Origin of the sequence: Scandinavium lactucae (genome assembly GCF_033843265.1) — a bacterium.
In the GTDB taxonomy this organism is placed as follows: Bacteria; Pseudomonadota; Gammaproteobacteria; order Enterobacterales; family Enterobacteriaceae; genus Scandinavium; species Scandinavium lactucae.
Map to the genome: position 1 here is coordinate 168,656 of NZ_JAWXRD010000028.1, position 24,210 is coordinate 192,865.

Here is a 24,210-nt window from a genome sequence, read left to right on the forward strand (position 1 = left end):
CGGGCTATTGCGTCTAAGGAAATGTAAATATGCTGACCGATCACTATTCATCGCCCTTATTCCACATTAAAACCTCATCAACCTGGGCAATAATAGAGACTGAGTTTCCAGTACCACTGACCATTAATCACGGAGCGACATAATGGCAACGCATTTTGCAAGAGGGATCCTTACCGATGGGCATTTGCACTCAGTCCGACTCTCCTCATCCTGTCACAATAAATCACGCCAGCTGCCTGCGCATCGCCGGGCGCGATTCCTGGCCTCGCGGGCGTTACTCGCCGAACTGCTGTTTATGCTGTACGGCATCAGCGAACTCCCGGAAATCATTACCCGACCGGACGGCAAACCGGTGTTTCGCGACAGCACCCAGCCGCGTTTCTCTATCGCCTACGCCGGGAATATCGTTGGCGTGGCGCTGACCACCGAAGGTGAATGTGGTCTGGATATGGAACTCCAGCGCGCGACGCGCAGTTTCCACAGCCCGGCCGCGCCCGACGCCTATCCTTTCAGCAGTAACGAAAATCTGTGGATTAAAAACCAGACCGATCCGAACGAAGCCCGCGCACAGCTGCTGGCCTTGCGTCAGAGCGTCCTCAAACTCACCGGTGATATTCATCAAGACTCGCAGCAGCAGCTTCAGCTGTTGCCGGGTTCAGGCCGCCTGCGCGCCGCTAAATTGATGCAGATAGAGGCCATTTGTGACGCCGAGGACGTGCTGGTGTGGTCTATCGCTGCCACGCCTGCCATTGAACGCCTGAAGGTTTGGGAATTTGACAGCAAAAACGGCTGGCACGGTTTGCCGGATATGCAGCTGCGCGCCAGTGAGCCCGCCGCGCGCCTGATGCGCTTTACCAGCCTACCGGCGGAAAAAGCCCTTATACTGAACTGACTCATCATGATGAAAAATAAAGGAGTAATCATGTCCGACGCGATAAAAGTTGTGACGTTATTGGGGAGCCTGCGCAAAGGTTCATTTAACGGGATGGTGGCACGCACCCTGCCAGGCCTCGCACCCGCGGGGATGGCCATTTCTGCGCTGCCGTCGATTGGCGACATTCCACTGTACGATGCCGATATCCAGCAGGAAGAGGGTTTCCCCCCAGCCGTCGAGACGTTAGCCGCGCAAATTCGTGACGCCGATGGTGTAGTTATCGTCACTCCGGAGTACAACTACTCGGTGCCGGGCGGTCTGAAAAACGCCATCGACTGGCTGTCACGCCTGCCGGAACAGCCGCTGGCCGGTAAACCAGTGCTGATTCAAACCAGCTCGATGGGCGCAATTGGCGGCGCGCGCTGCCAGTATCATCTGCGCCAGATTTTGGTATTCCTGGATGCGATGGTGATGAACAAGCCAGAGTTCATGGGCGGCGTTATTCAGAATAAGGTCGATCCGCAGACGGGCGAGGTGGTTGATCAGAGTACGCGTGACCACTTGAGCGGTCAGCTGACCGCGTTCGGGGATTACATCCGACGGGTGAAAGCGTAATAAAAAAGGCCGGGAAGCGAAAGCTCCCGGCCTTTTTCGTGTCAGTCATCGCGCCTTAGTGTGCATCAATGAACACAATCTTCAGGACGAACAGCAGGGCAACCACCACCACGCACGGGCTGAGATCGCGGAAACGTCCGGTACCGATTTTCATCACGCAGTAAGAGATGAAGCCCAGCGCGATACCTTCGGTTATCGAGAAGCTGAACGGCATCATCACCGCCGTAATAAACGCCGGAACGGCTTCGGTCAGATCTTCCCACTTCACCCGCGCCAGGCTTGAGGTCATCAGCACCCCAACATAAATCAGCGCCCCAGCGGCGGCGTATGGCGGCACCATGCCCGCCAGCGGTGACAGGAAAATCACCAGCAGGAACAGCAGGCCCACGACCACCGCGGTGAGACCAGTACGGCCACCGACGGACACGCCGGAAGTAGATTCAATGTACGCAGTAACGGAAGAGGTGCCGATAAAGGAACCCGCCACGGACGAAATACTGTCGACGTACAGCGCCTGCTTCATGCGCGGGAATTTGCCATTGGCATCGCTGAGACCCGCTTTGTCGGTCACGCCAATCAGGGTGCCAGAGGAGTCAAACAGATTGACCAGCATGAAGGAGAAGATCACGCCCGCCAGGCCGAGGTTAAAGGAACCAGCCAGATCAACATGCCCGATAACCGAAGTCACATCCGGTGGCGTCGATACGATGCCGGTGTAATGCACGTCGCCCAGCATCCAGCCCAGCAGGGTGGTGACCACGATAGAGACCAGCACCGCCGCATGAATGTTACGGGACGCCAGAATCGCGATGATGAAGAAGCCCAGGATCCCGAGCAGTACGCTGTGTGAGGTCAGGTTGCCGATGCTCACCAGTGTGTCTTTATTGGCAACAATGACGCCAGCATTCTTCAGGCCCATCATGCCGATGAACAGACCGATACCACTGGTGATGCCCACGCGCAGGCTCATCGGGATATTGGCAATCATCCAGTAACGCACGCGGAAAATGGTCAGCAGCAGCAGGCCAACGGCACCCCAGAAAATCGCGCCCATCCCGACCTGCCACGGCAGGCCCATCGCTTGCACCACCACGAAGGCGAAGAAGGCATTCAGGCCCATGGCCGGTGCCAGCGCCACCGGCAGGTTGGCAAACAGACCCATCATGATGCTACCGAAGGCGGCAATCAAACAGGTGGTGACGAAGACGGCGCTCGTGTCCATGCCAGCTACGCCCAGAATTTGTGGGTTCACAAAAACGATGTAAACCATCGTCAGGAAGGTGGTGAATCCGGCAATCACTTCCGTGCGTGCCGTCGTTCCGTGCTCGCGCAGTTTAAACACGCGCTGAAGCAGACCCTGACCCGACGTCTGGGTGGTTTGTTGTTGGCTCATCTTCTGGTTCCAAACTAAGGAGGGGAAAATTCGTCGCTATCCTATACCAAAATGCGACAATAGGGAGAGTAAGAGCACACTTTTTTTCATTGATTTTGCTTATACGGCAACGATTGCGTCGGGCAAAATGAATTACGTAAACGTTAAACTTGTGACAACAGGAAACGGCATGTCCAGTATTGAAGCGGTGTTTTTCGACTGTGATGGCACGCTCGTCGACAGCGAAGTGATTTGCTCCCGGGCCTATGTCCACATGTTCCGGGAATTTGGCATCACTCTGGAGCTTGAAGAGATCTTTAAGCGCTTTAAAGGAGTGAAGCTGTACGAGATCATCGACACCATTAACGCCGAGTATGGCGTGAGTCTGCACAAAAAGACCCTCGAGCCGGTGTATCGCGCCGAGGTGGCTCGCCTGTTCGACAGCGAACTGGAAGTCATTGATGGGGCGAATACGTTGCTCGACGCGATGACGGTGCCAATGTGTATCGTCTCCAACGGTCCGGTCAGCAAAATGCAGCATTCATTGGGCAAAACCGGTCTGTTGCATCATTTTCCCGATAAGCTGTTTAGCGGGTATGACATTCAGGCGTGGAAACCCGATCCGGCGTTGATGTATCACGCGGCGAAAGCGATGAACGTCGACCCGGTGAACTGCGTGCTGGTGGATGATTCGAGCGCGGGCGCGATGTCCGGCGTAGCGGCGGGGATGGAGGTGTTTTACTTCTGCGCCGATCCGCATAATCAGCCGATCGACCATCCGAAGGTGACGACGTTTACCTCACTGGATGAATTGCCAGGACTGTGGAAAGCGCGGGGTTGGGAGATTACCCGGTAAATTCCCCCTCTCCCCATCGGGGAGAGGGTTTAAACCTACTCTTTTGGATCTTTGCCGGCCAGCAGCTTGTCCAGCTCGTCGCCGCCGACGTGACGGAAATCCTGTCCCTTCACGAAGTAGAAGATGTATTCGCAAATGTTCTGGCAACGATCGCCGATACGCTCGATAGAACGGGCGCAGAATAGGGCGGTCAGTACGCTTGGAATGGTGCGGGAGTCTTCCATCATATACGTCATCAGCTGACGCACGATGCCTTCATACTCCTGATCGACCTTCTTGTCTTCACGATAGATACGCACCGCTTCATCAAGATCCATGCGCGCGAACGCGTCGAGGACGTCATGCAGCATCTGCACGGTGTGACGCCCCAGTGATTCGAGGCTTACCAACAACGGCTGGTGCTGCTGCGAAAATTTCTCCAGCGCGGTACGGCAGATTTTATCCGCAACGTCACCAATACGTTCCAGCTCGGCGATGGTTTTGATGATAGCCATCACCAGGCGCAGGTCGCTGGCGGTCGGCTGACGTTTAGCGATGATGCGCACACAGGCTTCATCGATCGCCACTTCCATCATGTTGACCTGCTTGTCGCCGTCGATAACGCGCTTGGCCAGATCCTGATCCTGGTTGTGCATCGCGGTGATCGCATCAGATAACTGCTGCTCCACCAGCCCGCCCATGGTCATCACCTGAGTGCGAATGTGTTCCAGCTCTGCGTTGAACTGGCCGGAAATGTGTTTGTTTAGGTTTAGGTTGTCCATCGTTCCTCCATATGCCCAAAATATTTCTGGCTGTAGCAAGGCGGCAACTGCCCGCATTTCCGGGAGCGTAGATAACTACGTGACCGGGATGAGTAAAGGCAGCCAACGCGGGTACAGCCTGAAAGATGAAGGGCAAATCAACCGTAGCGGCCAGTAATGTAGTCTTCAGTTTGCTTCTTCGCAGGCTTAGTGAACAGATCGTCGGTATTGCTGAACTCAATCAGTTCGCCCAGGTACATAAACGCCGTATGGTCGGAACAACGCGCGGCCTGCTGCATGTTGTGGGTCACGATAACCACGGTGTAATCCTGCTTCAGCTCGGTAATCAGCTCTTCAATGCGACCCGTGGAAATCGGGTCGAGCGCTGAGCATGGTTCATCAAGCAGCAGCACTTCCGGACGAATGGCGATGCCTCGCGCGATACACAGACGCTGCTGCTGACCACCGGAGAGAGAATATCCGCTCTGATGGAGTTTATCTTTGGTTTCATTCCAAAGTGCGGCCTTGGTCAACGCCCACTGCACGCGCTCATCCATGTCGGCACGCGACAGCTTTTCAAACAGACGCACGCCAAAAGCGATGTTGTCATAAATCGACATCGGGAACGGGGTCGGTTTCTGGAACACCATCCCGACTTTGGCACGCAGCAGGGCAATATCCTGAGTGTTGGTCAGAATGTTATCGCCATCCAGCAAAATTTCGCCTTCCGCACGCTGCTCTGGGTACAGTTCAAACATTTTGTTGAACGTCCGTAGCAGGGTGGATTTCCCGCAGCCCGATGGGCCGATGAACGCGGTGACCTGGTTTTTGGCGATATCCAGGTTGATGTTCTTCAGGGCATGGAACTTGCCGTAGTAGAAGTTCAAATCGCGAACAGCAATTTTACCCGGGGCAGTATCAACCATACTCATCTCAATCTCTTCCTTATTCGACGCCGCGTTTCGCCGCGCCGTAAAAATTAACCGTGTTTCTGCTTCGCGAAAATGACGCGCGCCAGAATGTTAAGCAACAGTACGCACAGGGTAATGATCAGCACCCCGGCCCAGGCCAGTTGTTGCCATTCGGCAAACGGGCTCATGGCAAATTTGAATATGGTCACCGGCAGGTTGGCAATCGGCTGCATCATGTCGGTGCTCCAGAACTGGTTGGAGAGCGCGGTAAACAGCAGCGGGGCGGTTTCACCCGCGATACGCGCCACGGCCAACAGCACCCCGGTCATGATCCCGGAGATGGAGGCTTTCAGCGTAATCGCCGAAATCATTTTCCATTTCGGGGTGCCCAGGGCATACGCCGCTTCACGCAGGCTGTCCGGCACCAGTTTCAGCATGTTCTCGGTGGTTCGAATCACAATCGGCACCTGCAACAGCGCCAGCGCAATCACCCCCGCCCAGCCGGAGAAGTGTTGCATCTTCGCCACCACAATGGTGTAGACGAACAGCCCCACGACGATCGACGGGGCAGAAAGCAGAATGTCGTTGATGAAGCGAATCACTTCGGCAAGCCAGGATTTACGGCCATATTCCGCCAGCCAAATCCCCGCCATGATGCCCAGCGGCGTACCGATAACAGTCGACCACAGGATCAGCAGGCCGCTACCGGCCAGGGCGTTGGCCAGCCCCCCGCCCGCTGTATTCGGCGGCGGGGTCATTTCGGTGAACAGGGCCAGTGACATGCCGTCGATGCCGCGCGTGACGGTTGAGAACAGGATCCACACCAGCCAGAACAGGCCAAAGGCCATGGTCGCCATCGACAGCGTCAGGGCGATGCGGTTTTTGAAGCGACGACGCGCCTGCATTTTGCGGCGAGATTCGAGCAGCGCTGCGGTGGTTTGCATTTCAAGAGTGGTCATTAGCGTGCCCCCTCGTTTTTCGCGAGGCGTTTAATCATCAGCTTGGAAATGGCCAGAACGATAAAGGTAATCACAAACAGGATCAGACCGAGTTCCATCAGCGCGGCAACATGCAGGCCAGATTCCGCTTCGGCAAATTCATTCGCCAACGCAGAGGTGATGCTGTTACCCGGCATGTACAGCGACGCACTGTCGAGCTGGTAGGTGTTGCCGATGATAAAGGTCACCGCCATGGTTTCCCCCAGCGCGCGGCCCAGGCCGAGCATAACTCCGCCGATAACTCCGTTTTTGGTGAACGGCAGCACGATACGCCAGATAACTTCCCATGTGGTGCAGCCAATGCCGTAGGCCGACTCTTTCATCATCACCGGCGTTTGTTCGAACACATCGCGCATCACCGCCGCAATGTAAGGAATAATCATGATCGCGAGGATAACCCCCGCCGCCAGCAAACCGATGCCGAACGCCGGGCCGGAAAACAGCGCGCCAACAAACGGAATGGTGGAGAGCACATTGCCCACCGGCTCCTGAAAATAGGTCGCGAACAACGGGGCAAAGATGAACAGGCCCCACATGCCGTACACGATACTCGGAATGGCGGCTAACAATTCAATGGCGATACCCAGCGGACGCTTCAGCCAGTTCGGGGCCAGCTCCGTCAGGAACAGGGCAATACCAAAACTCACCGGAACGGCAATCAGCAGGGCGATAATTGAGGTGACCAGCGTGCCGTAGATGGGCACCAGCGCACCGTAGATATCATTCGGGGCATCCCACTCTTTGGTCCACAGGAACGAAAAACCAAATTTCTGAATGCTCGGCCAGGCGGAGACAATCAGGGAGAGAATGATGCCACTGAGCATCAATAGCACAATCAGCGCCGCCAGTTTTACCAGCACGCCGAAAATGATGTCACCCTTTTTACCTGGCGGGTTAAACGCAGGCTTGGTTGCAGCCATAAATTACTCTTCAGTTAAAAACGTCTTACGAATATGCCCGGTGGCGCTAACGCTTACCGGGCCTACAGTCGGAACTGTAATCTTCGTCAAAAATATCCTGTTAGTACAGCGCTTTACCGCTGCTATCTTTCACGTTGGTTTTCCATGCAGCACGTACCTGCTCAACCACGCTGTCCGGCAGTGACGCATAATCCAGAGCGTTCGCTTCTTTGGCACCGTTTTTGTAGGCCCAGTCGAAGAATTTCAGCACTTCAGCACCCTGCTCCGGCTTCTTCTGATCTTTGTGAACCAGAATGAAGGTGGTAGAGGTGATTGGCCACACGTCGTCACCTTTCTGGTTGGTCAGGTCCTGCGCGAAGGATTTGCTCCAGTCAGCACCTTTGGCGGCGTTGGCAAAGCTCTCTTCGGTCGGGCTGACAGATTTACCATCCGCGGAAACCAGTTTGGTGTAAGCCAGGTTGTTCTGCTTAGCGTAAGCATATTCAACGTAACCGATAGAGCCCGGCAGACGCTGAACGAACGCGGCGATGCCGTCGTTACCTTTACCGCCCAGACCGGTCGGCCAGTTAACGGTTGAGCCAGCGCCGATTTTGGATTTCCACTCTTCGTTCACTTTCGCCAGGTAGCTTGTGAACACGAAGGAAGTACCGGACCCATCAGCACGACGCACGACAGCGATGTTCTGAGCAGGCAGTTTTTTGCCTGGGTTCAGCTTGGCAATGGCTTCGTCGTCCCACTTCTTGATTTTGCCCAGATAGATGTCACCCAGGGTTTTACCGTCGAGTACCAACTCACCGGATTTGAAGCCCGGCAGGTTAATTGCCAGCACCACGCCACCAATGACGGTAGGGAACTGGAACAGGCCTTCCTGAGCCAGTTTGTCGTCAGACAGCGGCGCATCTGACGCACCGAAATCCACGGTGTTTGCGGTAATTTGCTTCACACCACCGGAGGAGCCGATACCCTGATAGTTGACCTTGTTACCGGTCTCTTTCTGGTAGGTATCCGCCCATTTGGCATACACCGGCGCAGGGAAGGTTGCACCAGCGCCCGTCAGGCTTGCTGCTGCAAATGCAGAGAAAGCGCTCATTGATAAGGTCGCGGCGACAACAGTTGCGACAGTGGTACGCATAACTTTCATAATGTCTCCTGCAGGATTTCGTAAATTGTTGTTTAAGTGGCTACGTTGAGCAAAATAGGACAAACAGGTGACAGTTAAATGTACGAATTATGACAGTTTTATGACGCAGGGAATTTAGGTTAAGAAATACGAAATAGTGTATTAATTTTCAGTACGTTAAGATCGTCTGTGACATTGGGTCTACAGAAATATTTTCTTTTTATGACACTGTTTAACGTAGCTGAAAATGACAGATTGTCATAAACGGAGGGAGAAAAAATGCCCCATCCCGGCAGGATGAGGCAGTCGGAATTACTCAACCGTCACGGATTTCGCCAGGTTGCGTGGCTGGTCAACGTCGGTGCCTTTGATCAGCGCCACGTGATAGGCCAGCAATTGCAGCGGCACGGTATAGAAGATAGGGGCAATCACCTCTTCCACATGCGGCATCTCGATGATGTGCATGTTATCGCTGCTGTTGAAACCGGCATCACGATCGGCGAAGACATACAGCACGCCACCGCGGGCACGCACTTCTTCGATATTGGATTTCAGTTTTTCCAGCAGTTCGTTGTTCGGGGCAACCACGATAACCGGCATATCGGCGTCGATCAGGGCTAGCGGGCCATGCTTGAGCTCGCCTGCGGCATACGCTTCCGCATGGATGTAGGAGATCTCTTTCAGCTTCAGCGCGCCTTCTAACGCAATCGGATACTGATCGCCACGGCCCAGGAACAGTGCGTGATGCTTGTCGGAGAAATCTTCCGCCAGCGCTTCAATGCGTTTATCCTGCGACAGCATTTGCTCGATACGGCTCGGCAGCGCCTGCAGACCGTGTACGATGTCGTGCTCAATCGCCGCGTCCTGGCCTTTCAGGTTAGCCAGTTTCGCCACCAGCATCAGCAGAACGGTCAACTGCGTGGTGAACGCTTTAGTGGACGCCACACCGATTTCGGTGCCTGCGTTGGTCATCAGCGCCAGGTCGGACTCACGCACCAGCGACGAGCCCGCGACGTTACAGATGGCCAGCGAGCCCAGATATCCCAACTCTTTCGACAAACGCAGAGCCGCCAGGGTATCCGCCGTCTCACCGGACTGGGAGAGGGTGATCATCAGGCTATTGCGGCGTACCGCCGATTTGCGGTAGCGGAATTCAGACGCGATTTCGACATCACACGGAATGCCCGCCAGCGATTCAAACCAGTAGCGCGAGACCATCCCGGAGTTATAGGACGTGCCGCAGGCCACAATCTGAATATGCTCGACGTTGGCCAGCATTTCATTGGCATTCGGCCCCAGTTCGCTGAGATCGACTTGCCCGTGACTGATGCGCCCGGTCAGGGTGTTTTTAATCGCGTTCGGCTGCTCGTAGATCTCTTTTTGCATGTAGTGGCGGTAGATGCCTTTATCACCCGCGTCGTACTGCAAATTCGATTCGATGTCCGGGCGCTTCACCTGCTCACCGGATTTGGCAAACACGGTCACGCTACGACGGGTTACTTCCGCGATATCGCCTTCTTCAAGGAAGATGAAGCGGCGGGTCACCGGCAGTAAAGCCAGCTGATCGGAGGCGATAAAGTTTTCGCCCATGCCCAGACCAATCACCAGCGGACTGCCTGAACGGGCGGCCAGCAGGGTACTTGGGTCACGGGTATCCATGATAACGGTGCCGTAGGCACCACGCAGCTGCGGGATTGCGCGCAGCACCGCTTCACGCAGCGTGCCGCCCTGTTCCAGCTCCCAGTGAACGAGGTGAGCAATCACTTCGGTGTCGGTTTCTGAGACGAACACATATCCGCGAGATTGCAGCAATTCGCGCAGCGGCTCATGGTTTTCGATGATGCCGTTATGTACCACCACGATGTGGTCGGAAACATGAGGATGGGCGTTGCCTTCTGACGGCTCGCCGTGAGTCGCCCAGCGGGTGTGGGCGATACCAGTGCCGCCATGCAGCGGATGGTCTTCCGCCGCCTGAGCCAGCATTTGCACTTTACCGAGGCGACGCAGACGCGTCAGATGCCCTTCGCTGTCGACCACTGCCAGACCGGCAGAGTCGTAACCACGGTATTCCAGACGACGAAGCCCTTCGAGAAGGATTTCAGCAATATCGCGCTGCGCGACTGCGCCAACAATTCCACACATAGTTAGATTTCCTGATATGGCACGATGCCATGCGTTGTCGCTGACCTGTATTTCCGGTTTTTTCCGGAGCCCCGAGCCTTGTAGAGAGTGGGGTTATTATTTTAGTTACTGCCGTGGGGCGGGGGATTATGTTATCCCCTCATCCCCTGTCTGCCTGACGACGGCTACGCCTTATCAGGCCTACAATTATTTCTTCTTCACCGGACGTTGCCAGCCTTGCTTATGCACCTGTGGCACGCGGCTTAACACTAACTCATTGTCGCCCACGTTGCGGGTCACGGTGGTTCCGGCGGCAATGGTGGCACCGTTACCGATGCTAACCGGGGCCACCAGCTGGGAGTCAGAGCCGACAAACACATCGTCACCGATTACGGTTTTGAATTTATTCGCACCGTCATAGTTACAGGTGATGGTCCCTGCGCCGATATTCACGTTGTCACCAATCTCCGCATCGCCGAGATAGCTCAGGTGACCGGCTTTAGAGCCAATACCCAGGCGCGCTTTTTTCATTTCGACAAAGTTGCCAACGTGTGCGCCTTCCAGCAGTTCAGCCCCTGGACGCAGACGAGCGAACGGGCCGATAGTGCAGGCAGCATGCAGGTGTGCATCTTCAACGACGCTGTACGGACTGATTTCGCAGTCATCGCCAATCACGCTGTTTTTAATCACGCAGCCGGTACCAATTTTCACTCGGTGACCAAGCGTGACGTTGCCTTCAAGGATAACGTTAGTATCAATTTCGACGTCGCGCCCGTGCGTCACGCTGCCACGCAGGTCAAAACGCTGTGGGTCACGCAGCATTACGCCCGCTAGCAGTAGCTTTTCAGCCTGCTCGCTTTGATACACGCGCTCAAGACGCGAGAGCTGCAGGCGGTTGTTAACGCCTTCGACTTCACTCAGCCGTGCCGGATGAACGGCCGCAATTTCACGCCCCTCCTGGTACGCCATGGCGATGATATCGGTGATATAAAACTCGCCTTGCGCGTTGCTGTTATCTAGCTTGCCGAGCCAGCGCTTGAGGTCTGCACCGCCGGCAATCAGGATCCCGGTATTGATCTCCTGAATTTCACGCTGCGCATCGCTGGCATCTTTGTGCTCAACAATCCCGGTCACCAGCCCATTCTCACGGGTGATACGGCCATAGCCCGTCGGGTCGTCAAGCTTCACGGTCAGAAGGCCAATTCCACCCTGCGGTTTCGCGGCACGCAGGCGCTGGAGCGTCTCAACCGAAATCAACGGCACGTCGCCGTACAGCATCATAATGTCTTCATCATCGGCAAAGAACGGCGCAGCCTGCTGCATCGCATGTCCGGTGCCGAGCTGCTCAGCCTGGAGTACCCAATTAAGGTTGCCTTCGCTGAGAGTTTGCTTCAGGAGTTCGCCGCCATGTCCGTAGACCAGATGAACCTGAGATGCACCTAATTCATCAGCAGCATCAATAACATGCTGAACCATCGGTTTGCCCGCTAGCGTGTGCAACACTTTCGGGAGACTGGAATACATGCGAGTACCTTTGCCAGCGGCAAGGATTACTACGCTCATCGCACTGTTTGACATACGCATCCTGACAGGTGTTTGAGTGAGAAGTTAAAACCTTTCGCATTGAAATATCTACATATTTTTCGTCATGAAATGGAATGCAGAGAAAACGTTCAACATGAAAGTCTAAAAGGGTTTTATGGCTCTATTTTCAGCTATCGTAGCGTGCTTTGTCTCGAAAAAAAGACCCATAATCCGAAGATTAGCCGCTATGTTGCTGCTTTGGCTGTTCTTTTGATGCCTGAATCAAGAATACGTTGGGAGCTGAAAAACAAAAAGGCCGCCATCAGGCGACCTATTTCTATTCTTTTAGTACAACAATACAGAGGCTTAGAGGCTCAGATTGCTGAACATTGCGATGATTTTATGAAAGCGTTTCATTTTGATTCCTGCATAGCACATTGATATGTGATCTAACTCACAAAACAAAGTCTACGCCGGGTTTTTAACCCGTGCAACATTTTTGTGACACATATCACACTTAAGGGTTACATCAGGAATTTTAGCCAACAAAAAAGCCAGCCTGGAAACCAGACTGGCTTTTATACTTTCAAGCCGGTGTTACATCGCTTTTTTGGTCAACTCGATAACGCGCAGTTTGGCGATCGCTTTGGCCAGTTCCGCAGACGCCTGAGCGTAATCCACATCGCCGTGAGAGCTGTTAATGTGCTCTTCCGCTTTGCGTTTCGCTTCCAGGGCTCGCGCTTCGTCGAGATCCTTGCCGCGGATGGCAGTATCAGCCAGTACGGTTACGTTACCTGGCTGAACTTCCAACACACCGCCGGACAAGTAGATGAATTCTTCATGTCCGTGCTGCTTCACGATGCGAATCATACCAGGCTTAATGGCGGTGAGCAGCGGGGCGTGACCCGGGAAAATACCCAGTTCACCTTCGCTACCCGTTACCTGGATCTTCTCGACCAGACCGGAGAACATTTGGCTCTCCGCGCTGACGACGTCCAGGTGATAAGTCATTGCCATGTCACCCTCCGATTAAGGCGTTAAAGTTTTTTAGCTTTCTCAACGGCTTCGTCGATAGTGCCAACCATGTAGAACGCCTGCTCTGGCAGATGGTCGTATTCGCCGTCCATGATGCCTTTAAAGCCACGGATGGTATCTTTCAGCGAAACGAACTTGCCCGGAGAACCGGTAAAGACTTCTGCAACGAAGAACGGCTGGGACAGGAAGCGCTGAATCTTACGCGCACGTGCTACCACCAGTTTGTCTTCTTCGGACAGTTCGTCCATACCCAGGATCGCGATGATGTCTTTCAGTTCCTGGTAACGCTGCAGGATGGACTGAACGCCACGCGCGGTGTCGTAGTGCTCCTGACCAACAACCAGCGGATCCAGCTGACGGCTGGTGGAGTCCAGCGGGTCAACGGCCGGGTAGATACCCAGAGACGCGATCTGACGGCTCAGTACCACGGTTGCATCTAAGTGAGCAAAGGTGGTGGCTGGTGATGGGTCAGTCAAGTCATCCGCAGGTACGTATACCGCCTGAACAGAAGTGATGGAACCGGTCTTGGTGGAGGTAATACGCTCCTGAAGAACACCCATCTCTTCAGCCAGAGTTGGCTGATAACCTACCGCAGAAGGCATACGACCCAGCAGCGCTGATACTTCAGTACCGGCCAGGGTATAACGGTAGATGTTATCGACGAACAGCAGTACGTCACGACCTTCGTCACGGAATTTCTCAGCCATGGTCAGGCCGGTCAGTGCAACGCGCAGACGGTTTCCCGGTGGCTCGTTCATCTGGCCGTACACCAGGGATACTTTATCCAGTACGTTGGAGTCGGTCATTTCGTGGTAGAAGTCGTTACCCTCACGAGTACGCTCACCCACGCCCGCAAATACGGAATAACCGGAGTGTTCGATAGCGATGTTACGGATAAGCTCCATCATGTTGACGGTTTTACCCACACCCGCACCACCGAACAGACCCACTTTACCGCCTTTCGCGAACGGACAAATCAGGTCCATTACTTTGATGCCGGTTTCCAGCAGTTCCTGAGAGCTGGACAGCTCTTCATAGGAAGGTGCTGCACGGTGAATCGCCCAACGGTCTTCTTCGCCAATATCGCCTTTCATGTCGATTGGCTGGCCCAGTACGTTCATGATACGACCGAGCGTTGCTTTACCTACCGGGACTTCGATTGGGTGCTCGAGGTCTTTTACTTCCAGACCACGACGCAGACCGTCGGAAGAACCCATTGCGATGGTACGGACGATACCACCACCGAGCTGTTGCTGAACTTCCAGCACCAGGCTCTCGTTACCATTCTGAACCTCAAGAGCATCGTACACGCGCGGTACGGCATCCTGAGGGAATTCGACGTCAACCACGGCGCCGATTACCTGGACAATTTTTCCAGTAGCCATCTTGAATCCTCTACGAATTAACCTGGTTATACCGCGGATGCACCACCGACGATTTCGGTGAGTTCCTGAGTAATGCTGGCCTGACGAGCTTTGTTGTATACCAACTGCAGCTCTTTAATCAGGCTGCCGCCATTGTCGGTCGCGGCTTTCATCGCCACCATACGTGCGGCCTGCTCGCTGGCCAGGTTTTCTACCACGCCCTGATAAACCTGAGATTCGACATAACGACGCAGCAGGGTGTCCAGCAGCGCTTTCGGATCAGGTTCGTACAGATAATCCCAGGATTTACGCTTCAGATCCTCATCTTCTGATGCCGGCAGCGGCAGCAGCTGAGTAATGGTCGGAACCTGAGACATGGTGTTAATAAATTTGTTGCTGACAACGTACAGCTTGTCCAGACGGCCTTCATCGTAGGCCTGCAACATCACTTTTACCGGGCCGATCAGTTCGGACAGGGAAGGGTTATCACCCATACCTGTTACCTGAGCAACCACGTTACCGCCAACGGAACTAAAGAAGGACACGCCCTTAGAGCCGATCATCGCGAGTTCGCTCTGAACGCCTTTATCGGACCACGCCTTCATATCTGCCAGCACTTTTTTGAACAGGTTAATGTTCAAACCGCCGCACAGACCACGGTCAGTGGACACCACCAGGTAGCCCACGCGTTTAACGTCGCGTTCTTCCAGGTAAGGGTGCTTATATTCCAGATTACCGGTGGCAAGGTGACCAATCACTTTGCGCATGGTATCAGCATAAGGACGGCTGGCTGCCATGCGTTCCTGCGATTTACGCATTTTGGACGCGGCGACCATTTCCATCGCTTTAGTGATCTTCTGCGTGTTCTGGACGCTTGCGATCTTACTACGTATCTCTTTTGCGCCGGCCATGAGCTTCTCCTCAATGCCTCGCGGCCTGCCCTAAGACAGGCCGCCAGACGTTACCAGGACTGGGTTGCTTTGAAGGAATCGAGGATGCCTTTCAGCTTGCCTTCGATTTCGTCGTTATAGCCACCGGTCTGGTTGATTTCTTGCATCAGCGGAGCGTGGTCACGGTCGACGTAAGCCAGCAGAGCGGCTTCGAAGCTACCGATTTTCGCCAGTTCCACATCTTCGAGGTAACCGCGTTCAGCTGCGAACAGAACCAGGCCCTGCTGTGCTACAGACATAGGGGCATATTGTTTCTGTTTCAGCAGCTCGGTCACTTTCTGACCGTGGCTCAGCTGTTTACGGGTTGCTTCATCCAAGTCGGATGCGAACTGAGAGAACGCAGCCAGTTCACGATACTGTGCCAGCGCGGTACGAATACCACCGGACAGTTTCTTGATGATCTTGGTCTGAGCAGCACCACCAACACGGGATACGGAGATACCCGGGTTAACTGCCGGACGAATACCGGAGTTAAACAGGTTGGTTTCCAGGAAGATCTGACCATCGGTAATGGAAATTACGTTAGTCGGAACGAACGCGGAAACGTCACCAGCCTGCGTTTCGATAATCGGCAGCGCAGTCAGGGAGCCGGTTTTACCTTTCACTTCACCGTTGGTGAACTTCTCAACGTATTCCGCATTTACGCGGGATGCGCGCTCCAGCAGACGGGAGTGGAGATAGAACACGTCGCCCGGGAATGCTTCACGTCCTGGTGGACGACGGAGCAGCAGGGAAACCTGACGGTAAGCTACAGCCTGTTTGGACAGGTCATCGTAAACGATCAGCGCATCTTCACCGCGGTCGCGGAAGTATTCGCCCATTGCGCAACCGGCATAGGGTGCCAGGTATTGCAATGCAGCAGATTCAGACGCAGTCGCAACCACAACGATGGTGTTGGCCAGAGCGTTATGCTCTTCCAGTTTACGCACCACGTTAGAAATGGTGGACGCTTTCTGGCCGATAGCCACGTACACACATTTGATGCCGGAATCACGCTGGTTGATGATCGCATCGATTGCCATCGCGGTTTTACCGGTCTGACGGTCACCGATGATCAGCTCACGCTGGCCACGGCCGATTGGAATCATCGCATCGACGGATTTATAACCGGTCTGAACAGGCTGATCGACGGACTGACGTTCGATTACGCCCGGTGCGATAACTTCGATAGGCGAGAAGCCATCGTTATCAACCGGACCTTTACCGTCAATAGGTGCACCCAGGGTGTTCACCACGCGGCCTAACATGCCACGGCCAACCGGAACTTCGAGAATACGGCCAGTACACTTAACCTTCATGCCTTCGGCCAGGTCAGCGTATGGACCCATCACAACTGCACCTACGGAGTCGCGCTCCAGGTTCAGTGCGATAGCGTAACGGTTACCCGGAAGGGAAATCATCTCACCCTGCATACAATCGGCCAGGCCGTGGATGCGGATAACACCGTCACTTACGGAAACAATAGTACCTTCGTTGTGAGCCTCGCTCACAACATTGAACTGAGCAATGCGCTGCTTGATCAGTTCGCTGATTTCGGTGGAATTCAGTTGCATGCTCCAGTCCCCTTAAGACTGCAAGACGTCTGCAAGGCGTTCAAGACGGCCGCGTACGCTACCATCAATGACTGTATCACCCGTGCGGATGATAACGCCTGCCATTACAGACTTATCGATTTTGCAATTCAGCTTAACTTTGCGTGACAGACGTTTTTCCATCGCGGCAGTGATTTTCGCGAGCTGTTCGTCACTCAGTGCGGATGCAGAAGTCACTTCGACTTCAGCGGTCGCTTCACTCAGCGCGCGTAAATGCGCGAACTGCTCAAGAACATCAGGGAGCGCTTTCAAACGACCATTTTCAGCCATCACCCGAACCAGGTTCTGACCGTTGGCGTCCAGCTGCTCACCGCAGATTGCGATAAACGCATCTGCGAGCGTTTCCGGTGCCAGGGCACCAGAAAGTAACTCTGCCATCTGGTCGTTTTTGGTGACCTCGGCGGCGAACGCCAGCATATCTTGCCAGCTGTCTACGCTTTGGTTTTCGACCGCAAAGTCAAAAGCTGCTTTGGCGTAGGGGCGAGCTACCGTTACAAATTCAGACATCAGCCCCTCCCTCCTTACAGTTCAGCGACAAGTTTATCCACGATGTCGCTGTTAGCAGCTTCATCCACGGAACGTTCGATGATCTTCTCGGCACCAGCAACAGCCAGAATCGCTACCTGCTTGCGAAGTTCTTCGCGAGCACGTTTACGCTCGGCGTCGATCTCAGCCTGCGCCTGGGCAACGATTTTGCTACGTTCCTGTTCTGCTTCAGCTTTCGCTTCATCCATGATCTGAGAACGACGCTTGTTAGCTTGTTCAATGATCACCTGGGCTTCCGCTTTCGCTTTTTTCAGCTGGTCGGTCGCGTTGGCCTGTGCAAGGTCCAAATCTTTCTTAGCGCGTTCTGCAGAAGACAGTCCGTCAGAAATTTCTTTCTGACGTTTTTCGATGGCTGCCATTAATGGCGGCCATACGTACTTCATGCAGAACCAGACAAAGAGAACAAACGCGATGGCCTGGCCGAGGATTGTTGCGTTCATGTTCACAGCACAATACCTCTTAAAATTTGATGACTACTTACTACGCGACAGCAAACATCACGTACAGACCCAGACCTACAGCGATCATTGGGATAGCATCCACCAGACCCATAACGATAAAGAACTGAGTACGCAGCAGAGGAATCAGATCCGGTTGACGCGCTGCGCCTTCCAGGAATTTGCCCCCGAGGATGCCGATACCGATCGCAGCACCGATTGCCGCCAGACCCATCATCACAGCGGCAGCCATGTACAGCAGATCCATATTCAGGTTTTCCATGACAGTCTCCAGTTTGTTTCAGTTAAAACGTAGTAGTGTTGGTAAAGAATCAGTGCTCTTCAGACGCCATCGACAGATAGACGATCGTCAGAACCATGAAGATAAAGGCTTGCAGCGTAATAATCAGGATGTGGAAAATGGCCCAAGGCACATTCAGAATCCACTGTGACCACCACGGCAGAAGACCCGCGATCAGAATGAAAATCAGCTCACCCGCATACATGTTGCCGAACAGTCGCAGACCGAGAGAAACCGGCTTAGACAGCAGGCTGACGCCTTCCAGGATCAGGTTGACCGGAATAAACGCCCAGTGATTGAACGGCTGCAGGGTAAGCTCTTTAACAAAGCCGCCAACGCCTTTCATTTTGATGCTGTAGAAAAGAATCAGGATAAACACGCCCAGCGCCATAGAGAGGGTGATATTCACGTCCGCAGACGGCACCACGCGCAGAGCAGGCAGACCAAAAATATGCTCGCCGATGAAAGGAAGCAGGTCGATTGGTAACAGGTCCATCAGGTTCATCAGGAAGACCCAGACAAACACGGTCAGCGCCAGTGGAGCAATCAGCTTGCTCTTACCATGGTACATGTCTTTGACACTGCCATGCACGAAGCCAATCACCATTTCGATGGCCGTCTGGAATTTCCCTGGAACACCGCTGGTTGCGCGTTTTGCCACGCCGCGGAATATGGCCAGGAACAACAGACCCAGCACCACCGAGAAGAACATGGAGTCAATGTTGAGCGTCCAGAAGGTGGCCGGGGGGTTATGCGGATCCACCAGCGAGAAAGTACGCAGATCAAGCTGAAGGTTATTCAGGTGATGACCTATGTATTCCTGCGGCGTCATATTTTCTGAAGCCATGATGCCTTTTACCCTTTGTTGTTGATTACAGCTGGTGCCAGAACTTGTACCACCAGCACCAAAACCCACGTCACTATCAGCGGCACAAATACCGCTTTAACAACCGCCAGCGCCACCGCAAGGAGGGCAAAGGTCAGCAACACCTTAAACACTTCGCCGAAGGCGAAAGACCAGGCCACTCGGCCTTTGGCAGGTGTATGCGCCTGATGACGCCAGGCAAAAATCATAAACAATGCATTTGGCACGACAACCGCCAAACCTCCACACACTGCGGAGATGCCCCAGAAGGGGTCTTTGAGGCAGAACAGCAATCCACTTGCTGTGACCGCCAGAAGCTGAATGAACAGAAGCTTACGAGCAACGTTTCTACTCAAGAGCGACACAGACATCACGTATTTACTCCTGCTCCCTTCGGGGTATGTCGCGTGTCGTATAAAACGTTCTTTGAGGCTCAGAGTCAAGCAGCAAAAAGCGGACAAATTATACGGTGACGCCCCGTGAATTCAAACAATAAGTAGCGAAAAGGTGAATAAATGTTTAAATAATTTTCAGCCTGCCTGTTTTTGGACTTTTCACCAAACTGTGAACAATCAGGCAAAACTGCAAACTACGCGAAAAACCGGGCATAAAAGCGTGCATCCGATCACAAAAAAAACATTCTTACGCTCATCGAAATGACGGCCATAAAAAATCCCACGAATTCATCTTTCTGAATTCAATAACAAATTTTTGAGACTCTTTTTAAAACAGCCCCATACACCCTAAAAACCTTTCATTGACATTTTTAATAAAGATTTAACATCAAAAAGCTATTCACAAAGTCGATTTTTAGCAGGCTGATATTTTCGCTGTTGACTATCTCATTGGTTAAGCAAATAACGGAATGTGAACAAAGTGAAAAAAAGCAGTGACCATCGCGTTAAATGTAACTAAACGTATCACTGCTTAAATCACCGCGTTTTAACACTTATCGGGGCGTTGAAAAGCCACATTTTTTGATAAAGATTAAATTTTTGTTGGCTTAATTTTCACCAAATGACGCTCACCTTCAAGCTGAGGAACGGTGAGCTTAACTATCTCTTCTACCGAGAATTGCGCCGGTAACTGCGCTATCTCATCTTCAGGCACCAGGCCCTTGAGCGCATAAAAACGCCCCTGCTCCGCTGGCAGGTGATGACACCAGTTCACCATATCCGTCAGAGAGGCAAACGCGCGGCTGATAACACCATCAAACGGCGGTTCAGCGAGGAATTCCTCCACACGGCTCTGCACCGGTGTCACGTTGTCCAGCTTCAGCTCATGCTGAACCTGACGCAGAAAACGCACGCGCTTTCCAAGGCTGTCCAGCAGAGTGAACTGCGCCTGAGGCAGAACAATCGCCAATGGAATACCTGGCAACCCAGGACCTGTGCCGACGTCAATGAAGCGTGATCCCTGCAAATGCGGTGCGACGATGATGCTGTCGAGGATGTGACGCACCAGCATCTCGTTCGGATCGCGCACCGAGGTCAGGTTGTACGCTTTATTCCATTTGTGGAGCAGTTCGACGTAAGCCACCAGTTGCTGTTGCTGGTGATCGGACAACGAAATGCCTGCTTCTGCGAGCAGACGAGAGAGTTTGTTGAGCACGGTGAATACCTGTTGAGCTGGGATTGACGGGGTCATATCCCGTCCTGTGGATATTGTCAGCCCAGTAAGCATAGTGCCTCCGGGCTGACAATGTACAAATACTTAGGCGCTGCGGCGCAGCATTCCCTGTTTTTTCAGCCAAACCAGTAAAATTGAAATGGCTGCCGGGGTTACACCTGAGATACGGGTCGCCTGGCCGATGGATGACGGTTTGTGATCGTTAAGCTTGGCGATCACTTCGTTGGATAACCCCGAAACCTGACGATAATCGAGAGTGGCAGGCAAAAGGGTGTTCTCATTGCGCTGCTGCTTTTCAATTTCGTCCTGCTGACGGGCGATGTAGCCCTCGTATTTGACCTGGATTTCCACCTGTTCTGCGGCCTGAGCATCTTGCAGCCCTGGCGCAAACGGTGACAACTGAACCAGCTGTTCGTAAGTAACTTCCGGACGACGCAGCAGATCTTCTCCGCTAGCTTCACGCGAAAGCGGAGCCGTCAGGTGAGCATTTACTTCGGCTGCCGATTCGGCTGATGGGTTCACCCAGGTGGTTTTCAGTCGCTGACGCTCACGCTCGATACTTTCCAGTTTCTCGTTGAAACGCGCCCAGCGCTCGTCGTCCACCAGACCCAGCGCACGGCCCTGTTCTGTCAGGCGCAGGTCGGCGTTGTCTTCCCGCAGCATCAGGCGATATTCCGCACGTGAGGTGAACATACGGTACGGTTCTTTGGTGCCGAGCGTACAAAGGTCGTCGACCAGTACGCCGAGGTAAGCCTGATCGCGACGCGGTGCCCAACCATCTTTGTCCGCAGAGCAGCGCGCGGCGTTCAGACCGGCCAGCAGACCCTGTGCTGCGGCTTCTTCGTAGCCGGTGGTGCCGTTGATCTGCCCGGCAAAGAACAGACCCTGAATGTATTTGCTTTCCAGCGTTGGTTTCAGATCGCGAGGATCGAAGAAATCATACTCGATGGCATAGCCCGGACGGACGATCTTCGCGTTCTCCATCCCGTGCATGGAACGGACAATCTGCATCTGCACGTCAAACGGCAGGCTGGTGGAGATCCCGTTCGGGTAAATTTCGTTAGAGGTCAGCCCTTCCGGCTCGAGGAAAATCTGATGCTGGTTGCGATCGGCAAAGCGCATCACTTTGTCTTCAATCGATGGGCAGTAGCGTGGGCCAATACCTTCGATAACGCCAGCGTACATTGGGCTGCGGTCGAGGTTATTGCGGATCACGTCATGGGTTTTTTCGTTGGTGTGCGTGATGTAGCACGGCACCTGACGTGGATGTTGACCTGCATTGCCCATGAACGAGAACACCGGCATTGGGTTATCGCCATGCTGCTGAGCCAGAACGGAGAAATCGATAGTGCGTGCGTCAATACGCGGCGGCGTCCCGGTTTTCAGACGGCTTACGCGCAAAGGCAGTTCACGCAGACGCCGAGACAACGGGATCGATGGCGGATCGCCTGCCCGGCCACCGCTGTAGTTATCCAGACCAATATGGATTTTGCCATCGAGGAAGGTGCCAACCGTCAGCACCACCGCTTTGGCACGGAACTTCAGGCCCATCTGGGTCACCGCGCCGACTACACGATCGTTTTCGACGATCAGGTCTTCAACTGCCTGCTGAAAAATCATCAGGTTTGGCTGATTCTCAAGTGCGGTGCGTACCGCCTGGCGGTACAGCACACGGTCTGCCTGAGCACGAGTGGCACGAACCGCCGGGCCTTTGCTGGCGTTTAGTATCCTAAACTGGATACCCGCATGGTCGATAGCCTTGGCCATCAGCCCGCCGAGTGCATCCACTTCTTTTACCAGGTGTCCTTTCCCAATGCCGCCAATAGCCGGGTTGCAGCTCATTTGCCCCAGCGTGTCGATATTGTGTGTCAACAGCAGGGTTTGCTGACCCATACGCGCTGCGGCCATCGCGGCCTCAGTGCCTGCATGACCCCCGCCAATGATGATGACGTCAAAAGGATCCTGATAAAACATGGTGGTCTGCCTCGCTTGAAAGCGGTTTGAAAAAGTGATTGAAGCCCGGGCCGTGGATTCTACTCAACTTTGGCTGTCGGAGAAAGCACCCGGGATCCTGGGTATTTAAAAGAAGATCTTTTTATTTAGAGATCTGTTTTATTGTGATCTCTTATTAGGATCGCCCTTTTCTGTGGATAAGGCGGATCCGGCTTTTGAGATCATATGCTTAAGAAGGATCACAGCCTGTGAATGATCGGTGATCCTGGTCCGTATAAGCTGGGATCAGAATGAAGGGTTATGCACAACTCAAAAACTAACCAAACCTTATGCTTTGGATAACTACCGGTTGATCAGTGCTTTTAACCAGAGTTATCCACATAAAAAAAGCCGATCTTTACAAAAATCAGATCAGTTTTGTCCAGGATCCGAGCCAAATTTCAGCTGGATCTTCAGGAATGTCATGATCGAGGACATTTATCTTGAGCGTTTCGCCGATCTGTTGGGCTCCACAAGCCATCAGTTCGGTGTCGATTTTGTCGATAGCGCCACAGAAAGTGTCGTATTCACGGCTCCCCATACCTATCGAACCAAAACGTACCGCAGAGAGGTCAGGTTTCTCTTCCTTTATTGCTTCATATAAAGGAACAAGATTATCCGGGATATCCCCCGCGCCATGCGTTGAGCTGACTAACAGCCAGATCCCACTGCGATTAAGATCTTCAAGAAGGGGGCCATGCAGCGTTTCAGTGGAAAAACCCGCGTCTTCCAGCTTCTCAGCCAGATGTTCGGCAACGTATTCGGCACCGCCAAGCGTGCTGCCACTGATAAGTGTAATGTCTGCCATGAAGTCCACCCCTTATTCCTGAGTGGCACATTGTACGCTGTGTGTGAGCTGGGATCTACCTGTGGAAAGGTGTGGGATTAAAAAGCCCGATCACGGGCGAATGGTACGCATGATCGGGTTCTGGAGGGAGATCAGGGTCTCGGTGGATTGAATTTCATCGATTGTTTGGATCTTGTTGATAAGTACCTGTTGAAGGGCATCGATCGAGCGACACATTACCTTTATAAAGATGCTGTAGTGGCCGGTGGTGTAATACGCTTCTGTCACTTCATCGAGGCTTTCCAGCCTAGCCAGCGCAGAGGGGTAATCTTTGGCGCTTTTCAATATGATGCCGATAAAACAGCATACGTCATAACCGAGCTGTTTCGGGTTCACGTCAATGCGTGCGCCTGTGATGATGCCTGCCTGCTTCATTTTCTCAACGCGCACATGGATCGTGCCGGGGCTGACGCCAAACTGTTTGGCCAATTCAGCATAGGCGGTGCGCGCATTGGCCATTAATGCCTCAAGGATGCCGCGGTCGAGATTGTCGATCTGATAATTTTCCATAGGTTTTTCTTATGAAGTTTGATGATTCACTCTATTTTAGCGCTTCATTTTGACGAATCAAAACCATCATGGGCTTTTTGTTTGCTGATTA

25 protein-coding genes are annotated in these 24,210 nt (G+C 53.5%); 4 read left to right on the forward strand and 21 right to left on the reverse strand.

Annotation, left to right across the window (positions count from 1 at the left end; translation table 11 throughout):
* Positions 1-142: 142 nt before the first annotated feature.
* Both SIK69_RS10285 and SIK69_RS10290 read left to right on the forward strand, forming a co-directional pair.
* Positions 143-892, forward strand: a complete 750-nt coding sequence (locus SIK69_RS10285) for a 4'-phosphopantetheinyl transferase family protein (protein ID WP_319627296.1) — start codon at positions 143-145, stop codon at positions 890-892.
* A 30-nt stretch (positions 893-922) separates the two neighbouring features.
* On the forward strand, positions 923-1,489 hold the full coding sequence (locus tag SIK69_RS10290) for an NADPH-dependent FMN reductase (protein ID WP_319627297.1): 567 nt from the start codon (positions 923-925) through the stop codon (positions 1,487-1,489).
* A gap of 55 nt (positions 1,490-1,544) precedes the next feature.
* Here the strand turns inward: SIK69_RS10290 and SIK69_RS10295 are convergent, their stop codons facing one another.
* Positions 1,545-2,882 (reverse strand): NCS2 family permease, encoded by a 1,338-nt coding sequence (locus SIK69_RS10295; protein WP_319627298.1) that lies wholly within the window; start codon positions 2,880-2,882, stop codon positions 1,545-1,547.
* Between the two features lie 169 nt (positions 2,883-3,051).
* Here SIK69_RS10295 and yieH point away from each other — a divergent pair, with 169 nt between their 5' ends.
* A complete protein-coding gene (gene yieH / locus SIK69_RS10300) occupies positions 3,052-3,717 on the forward strand; it encodes a 6-phosphogluconate phosphatase (protein ID WP_319786044.1) in 666 nt (221 codons plus the stop codon).
* A gap of 35 nt (positions 3,718-3,752) precedes the next feature.
* Here yieH and phoU read toward each other — a convergent pair whose 3' ends face one another.
* From phoU to glmU, 7 genes are all read right to left on the reverse strand, one after another.
* The gene (gene phoU, locus SIK69_RS10305; RefSeq protein ID WP_319627300.1) at positions 3,753-4,478 is read right to left on the reverse strand and encodes a phosphate signaling complex protein PhoU; all 726 of its coding nucleotides are present in this window, start codon (positions 4,476-4,478) and stop codon (positions 3,753-3,755) included.
* A gap of 137 nt (positions 4,479-4,615) precedes the next feature.
* Entirely contained in the window at positions 4,616-5,389 is a 774-nt protein-coding gene (gene pstB, locus SIK69_RS10310) for a phosphate ABC transporter ATP-binding protein PstB (RefSeq protein WP_319627301.1), read from the reverse strand.
* 47 nt (positions 5,390-5,436) lie between these two features.
* Positions 5,437-6,327, reverse strand: a complete 891-nt coding sequence (pstA, locus tag SIK69_RS10315) for a phosphate ABC transporter permease PstA (protein WP_319627302.1) — start codon at positions 6,325-6,327, stop codon at positions 5,437-5,439.
* Entirely contained in the window at positions 6,327-7,286 is a 960-nt protein-coding gene (gene pstC, locus SIK69_RS10320) for a phosphate ABC transporter permease PstC (RefSeq protein WP_319627303.1), read from the reverse strand. The genes pstA and pstC overlap by 1 nt, the downstream gene beginning before the upstream one ends.
* Before the next feature lie 100 nt (positions 7,287-7,386).
* Positions 7,387-8,427, reverse strand: a complete 1,041-nt coding sequence (gene pstS, locus SIK69_RS10325; RefSeq protein WP_319627304.1) for a phosphate ABC transporter substrate-binding protein PstS — start codon at positions 8,425-8,427, stop codon at positions 7,387-7,389.
* Between the two features lie 291 nt (positions 8,428-8,718).
* Positions 8,719-10,548, reverse strand: a complete 1,830-nt coding sequence (glmS, locus tag SIK69_RS10330; protein WP_319627305.1) for a glutamine--fructose-6-phosphate transaminase (isomerizing) — start codon at positions 10,546-10,548, stop codon at positions 8,719-8,721.
* A gap of 186 nt (positions 10,549-10,734) precedes the next feature.
* A complete protein-coding gene (glmU, locus tag SIK69_RS10335) occupies positions 10,735-12,105 on the reverse strand; it encodes a bifunctional UDP-N-acetylglucosamine diphosphorylase/glucosamine-1-phosphate N-acetyltransferase GlmU (RefSeq protein WP_319786045.1) in 1,371 nt (456 codons plus the stop codon).
* An 18-nt stretch (positions 12,106-12,123) separates the two neighbouring features.
* On the opposite strand from glmU, the gene SIK69_RS10340 reads away from it, so the two are divergent.
* Complete coding sequence (locus SIK69_RS10340) at positions 12,124-12,492, forward strand: hypothetical protein (RefSeq protein ID WP_319786046.1); 369 nt, start codon at positions 12,124-12,126, stop codon at positions 12,490-12,492.
* 156 nt (positions 12,493-12,648) lie between these two features.
* On the opposite strand, the gene SIK69_RS10345 is transcribed toward SIK69_RS10340, so the two are convergent.
* From SIK69_RS10345 to asnC, 13 genes are all read right to left on the reverse strand, one after another.
* On the reverse strand, positions 12,649-13,068 hold the full coding sequence (locus tag SIK69_RS10345; protein WP_319627308.1) for a F0F1 ATP synthase subunit epsilon: 420 nt from the start codon (positions 13,066-13,068) through the stop codon (positions 12,649-12,651).
* 20 nt (positions 13,069-13,088) lie between these two features.
* A complete protein-coding gene (atpD, locus tag SIK69_RS10350) occupies positions 13,089-14,471 on the reverse strand; it encodes a F0F1 ATP synthase subunit beta (RefSeq protein WP_154161134.1) in 1,383 nt (460 codons plus the stop codon).
* A 26-nt stretch (positions 14,472-14,497) separates the two neighbouring features.
* The gene (gene atpG / locus SIK69_RS10355) at positions 14,498-15,361 is read right to left on the reverse strand and encodes a F0F1 ATP synthase subunit gamma (protein ID WP_319627309.1); all 864 of its coding nucleotides are present in this window, start codon (positions 15,359-15,361) and stop codon (positions 14,498-14,500) included.
* Between the two features lie 50 nt (positions 15,362-15,411).
* Complete coding sequence (gene atpA / locus SIK69_RS10360; RefSeq protein ID WP_319627310.1) at positions 15,412-16,953, reverse strand: F0F1 ATP synthase subunit alpha; 1,542 nt, start codon at positions 16,951-16,953, stop codon at positions 15,412-15,414.
* Positions 16,954-16,965: 12 nt separating this feature from the next.
* Positions 16,966-17,499, reverse strand: a complete 534-nt coding sequence (gene atpH / locus SIK69_RS10365) for a F0F1 ATP synthase subunit delta (protein ID WP_319627311.1) — start codon at positions 17,497-17,499, stop codon at positions 16,966-16,968.
* Positions 17,500-17,513: 14 nt separating this feature from the next.
* Positions 17,514-17,984, reverse strand: a complete 471-nt coding sequence (gene atpF / locus SIK69_RS10370; protein WP_319627312.1) for a F0F1 ATP synthase subunit B — start codon at positions 17,982-17,984, stop codon at positions 17,514-17,516.
* A 34-nt stretch (positions 17,985-18,018) separates the two neighbouring features.
* On the reverse strand, positions 18,019-18,258 hold the full coding sequence (atpE, locus tag SIK69_RS10375) for a F0F1 ATP synthase subunit C (RefSeq protein WP_000429386.1): 240 nt from the start codon (positions 18,256-18,258) through the stop codon (positions 18,019-18,021).
* 49 nt (positions 18,259-18,307) lie between these two features.
* Positions 18,308-19,123, reverse strand: a complete 816-nt coding sequence (atpB, locus tag SIK69_RS10380; RefSeq protein WP_319627313.1) for a F0F1 ATP synthase subunit A — start codon at positions 19,121-19,123, stop codon at positions 18,308-18,310.
* 8 nt (positions 19,124-19,131) lie between these two features.
* Positions 19,132-19,512: a F0F1 ATP synthase subunit I gene (gene atpI, locus SIK69_RS10385; RefSeq protein ID WP_319627314.1), complete on the reverse strand. Its 381-nt coding sequence runs from the start codon at positions 19,510-19,512 to the stop codon at positions 19,132-19,134.
* 616 nt (positions 19,513-20,128) lie between these two features.
* A complete protein-coding gene (rsmG, locus tag SIK69_RS10390) occupies positions 20,129-20,752 on the reverse strand; it encodes a 16S rRNA (guanine(527)-N(7))-methyltransferase RsmG (RefSeq protein ID WP_319627346.1) in 624 nt (207 codons plus the stop codon).
* Between the two features lie 102 nt (positions 20,753-20,854).
* The gene (gene mnmG, locus SIK69_RS10395; protein ID WP_319627315.1) at positions 20,855-22,744 is read right to left on the reverse strand and encodes a tRNA uridine-5-carboxymethylaminomethyl(34) synthesis enzyme MnmG; all 1,890 of its coding nucleotides are present in this window, start codon (positions 22,742-22,744) and stop codon (positions 20,855-20,857) included.
* A gap of 385 nt (positions 22,745-23,129) precedes the next feature.
* The gene (gene mioC / locus SIK69_RS10400; protein WP_319786047.1) at positions 23,130-23,570 is read right to left on the reverse strand and encodes an FMN-binding protein MioC; all 441 of its coding nucleotides are present in this window, start codon (positions 23,568-23,570) and stop codon (positions 23,130-23,132) included.
* Positions 23,571-23,660: 90 nt separating this feature from the next.
* A complete protein-coding gene (asnC, locus tag SIK69_RS10405) occupies positions 23,661-24,119 on the reverse strand; it encodes a transcriptional regulator AsnC (protein WP_045853727.1) in 459 nt (152 codons plus the stop codon).
* Positions 24,120-24,210 lie beyond the last annotated feature (91 nt).

What these genes read in the sequence shown, in the direction of transcription:
- mioC (WP_319786047.1), bottom strand. Translation starts at nt 23,570, where the DNA reads ATGGCAGACATTACACTTATCAGTGGCAGCACGCTTGGCGGTGCCGAA.
- atpH (WP_319627311.1), bottom strand. Translation starts at nt 17,499, where the DNA reads ATGTCTGAATTTGTAACGGTAGCTCGCCCCTACGCCAAAGCAGCTTTT.
- atpE (WP_000429386.1), bottom strand. Translation starts at nt 18,258, where the DNA reads ATGGAAAACCTGAATATGGATCTGCTGTACATGGCTGCCGCTGTGATG.
- SIK69_RS10295 (WP_319627298.1), bottom strand. Translation starts at nt 2,882, where the DNA reads ATGAGCCAACAACAAACCACCCAGACGTCGGGTCAGGGTCTGCTTCAG.
- yieH (WP_319786044.1), top strand. Translation starts at nt 3,052, where the DNA reads ATGTCCAGTATTGAAGCGGTGTTTTTCGACTGTGATGGCACGCTCGTC.
- atpB (WP_319627313.1), bottom strand. Translation starts at nt 19,123, where the DNA reads ATGGCTTCAGAAAATATGACGCCGCAGGAATACATAGGTCATCACCTG.
- glmU (WP_319786045.1), bottom strand. Translation starts at nt 12,105, where the DNA reads ATGTCAAACAGTGCGATGAGCGTAGTAATCCTTGCCGCTGGCAAAGGT.
- atpG (WP_319627309.1), bottom strand. Translation starts at nt 15,361, where the DNA reads ATGGCCGGCGCAAAAGAGATACGTAGTAAGATCGCAAGCGTCCAGAAC.
- pstC (WP_319627303.1), bottom strand. Translation starts at nt 7,286, where the DNA reads ATGGCTGCAACCAAGCCTGCGTTTAACCCGCCAGGTAAAAAGGGTGAC.
- SIK69_RS10285 (WP_319627296.1), top strand. Translation starts at nt 143, where the DNA reads ATGGCAACGCATTTTGCAAGAGGGATCCTTACCGATGGGCATTTGCAC.
- pstB (WP_319627301.1), bottom strand. Translation starts at nt 5,389, where the DNA reads ATGAGTATGGTTGATACTGCCCCGGGTAAAATTGCTGTTCGCGATTTG.
- SIK69_RS10290 (WP_319627297.1), top strand. Translation starts at nt 923, where the DNA reads ATGTCCGACGCGATAAAAGTTGTGACGTTATTGGGGAGCCTGCGCAAA.
- glmS (WP_319627305.1), bottom strand. Translation starts at nt 10,548, where the DNA reads ATGTGTGGAATTGTTGGCGCAGTCGCGCAGCGCGATATTGCTGAAATC.
- atpI (WP_319627314.1), bottom strand. Translation starts at nt 19,512, where the DNA reads ATGTCTGTGTCGCTCTTGAGTAGAAACGTTGCTCGTAAGCTTCTGTTC.
- atpA (WP_319627310.1), bottom strand. Translation starts at nt 16,953, where the DNA reads ATGCAACTGAATTCCACCGAAATCAGCGAACTGATCAAGCAGCGCATT.
- phoU (WP_319627300.1), bottom strand. Translation starts at nt 4,478, where the DNA reads ATGGACAACCTAAACCTAAACAAACACATTTCCGGCCAGTTCAACGCA.
- mnmG (WP_319627315.1), bottom strand. Translation starts at nt 22,744, where the DNA reads ATGTTTTATCAGGATCCTTTTGACGTCATCATCATTGGCGGGGGTCAT.
- pstS (WP_319627304.1), bottom strand. Translation starts at nt 8,427, where the DNA reads ATGAAAGTTATGCGTACCACTGTCGCAACTGTTGTCGCCGCGACCTTA.
- pstA (WP_319627302.1), bottom strand. Translation starts at nt 6,327, where the DNA reads ATGACCACTCTTGAAATGCAAACCACCGCAGCGCTGCTCGAATCTCGC.
- SIK69_RS10345 (WP_319627308.1), bottom strand. Translation starts at nt 13,068, where the DNA reads ATGGCAATGACTTATCACCTGGACGTCGTCAGCGCGGAGAGCCAAATG.
- asnC (WP_045853727.1), bottom strand. Translation starts at nt 24,119, where the DNA reads ATGGAAAATTATCAGATCGACAATCTCGACCGCGGCATCCTTGAGGCA.
- atpD (WP_154161134.1), bottom strand. Translation starts at nt 14,471, where the DNA reads ATGGCTACTGGAAAAATTGTCCAGGTAATCGGCGCCGTGGTTGACGTC.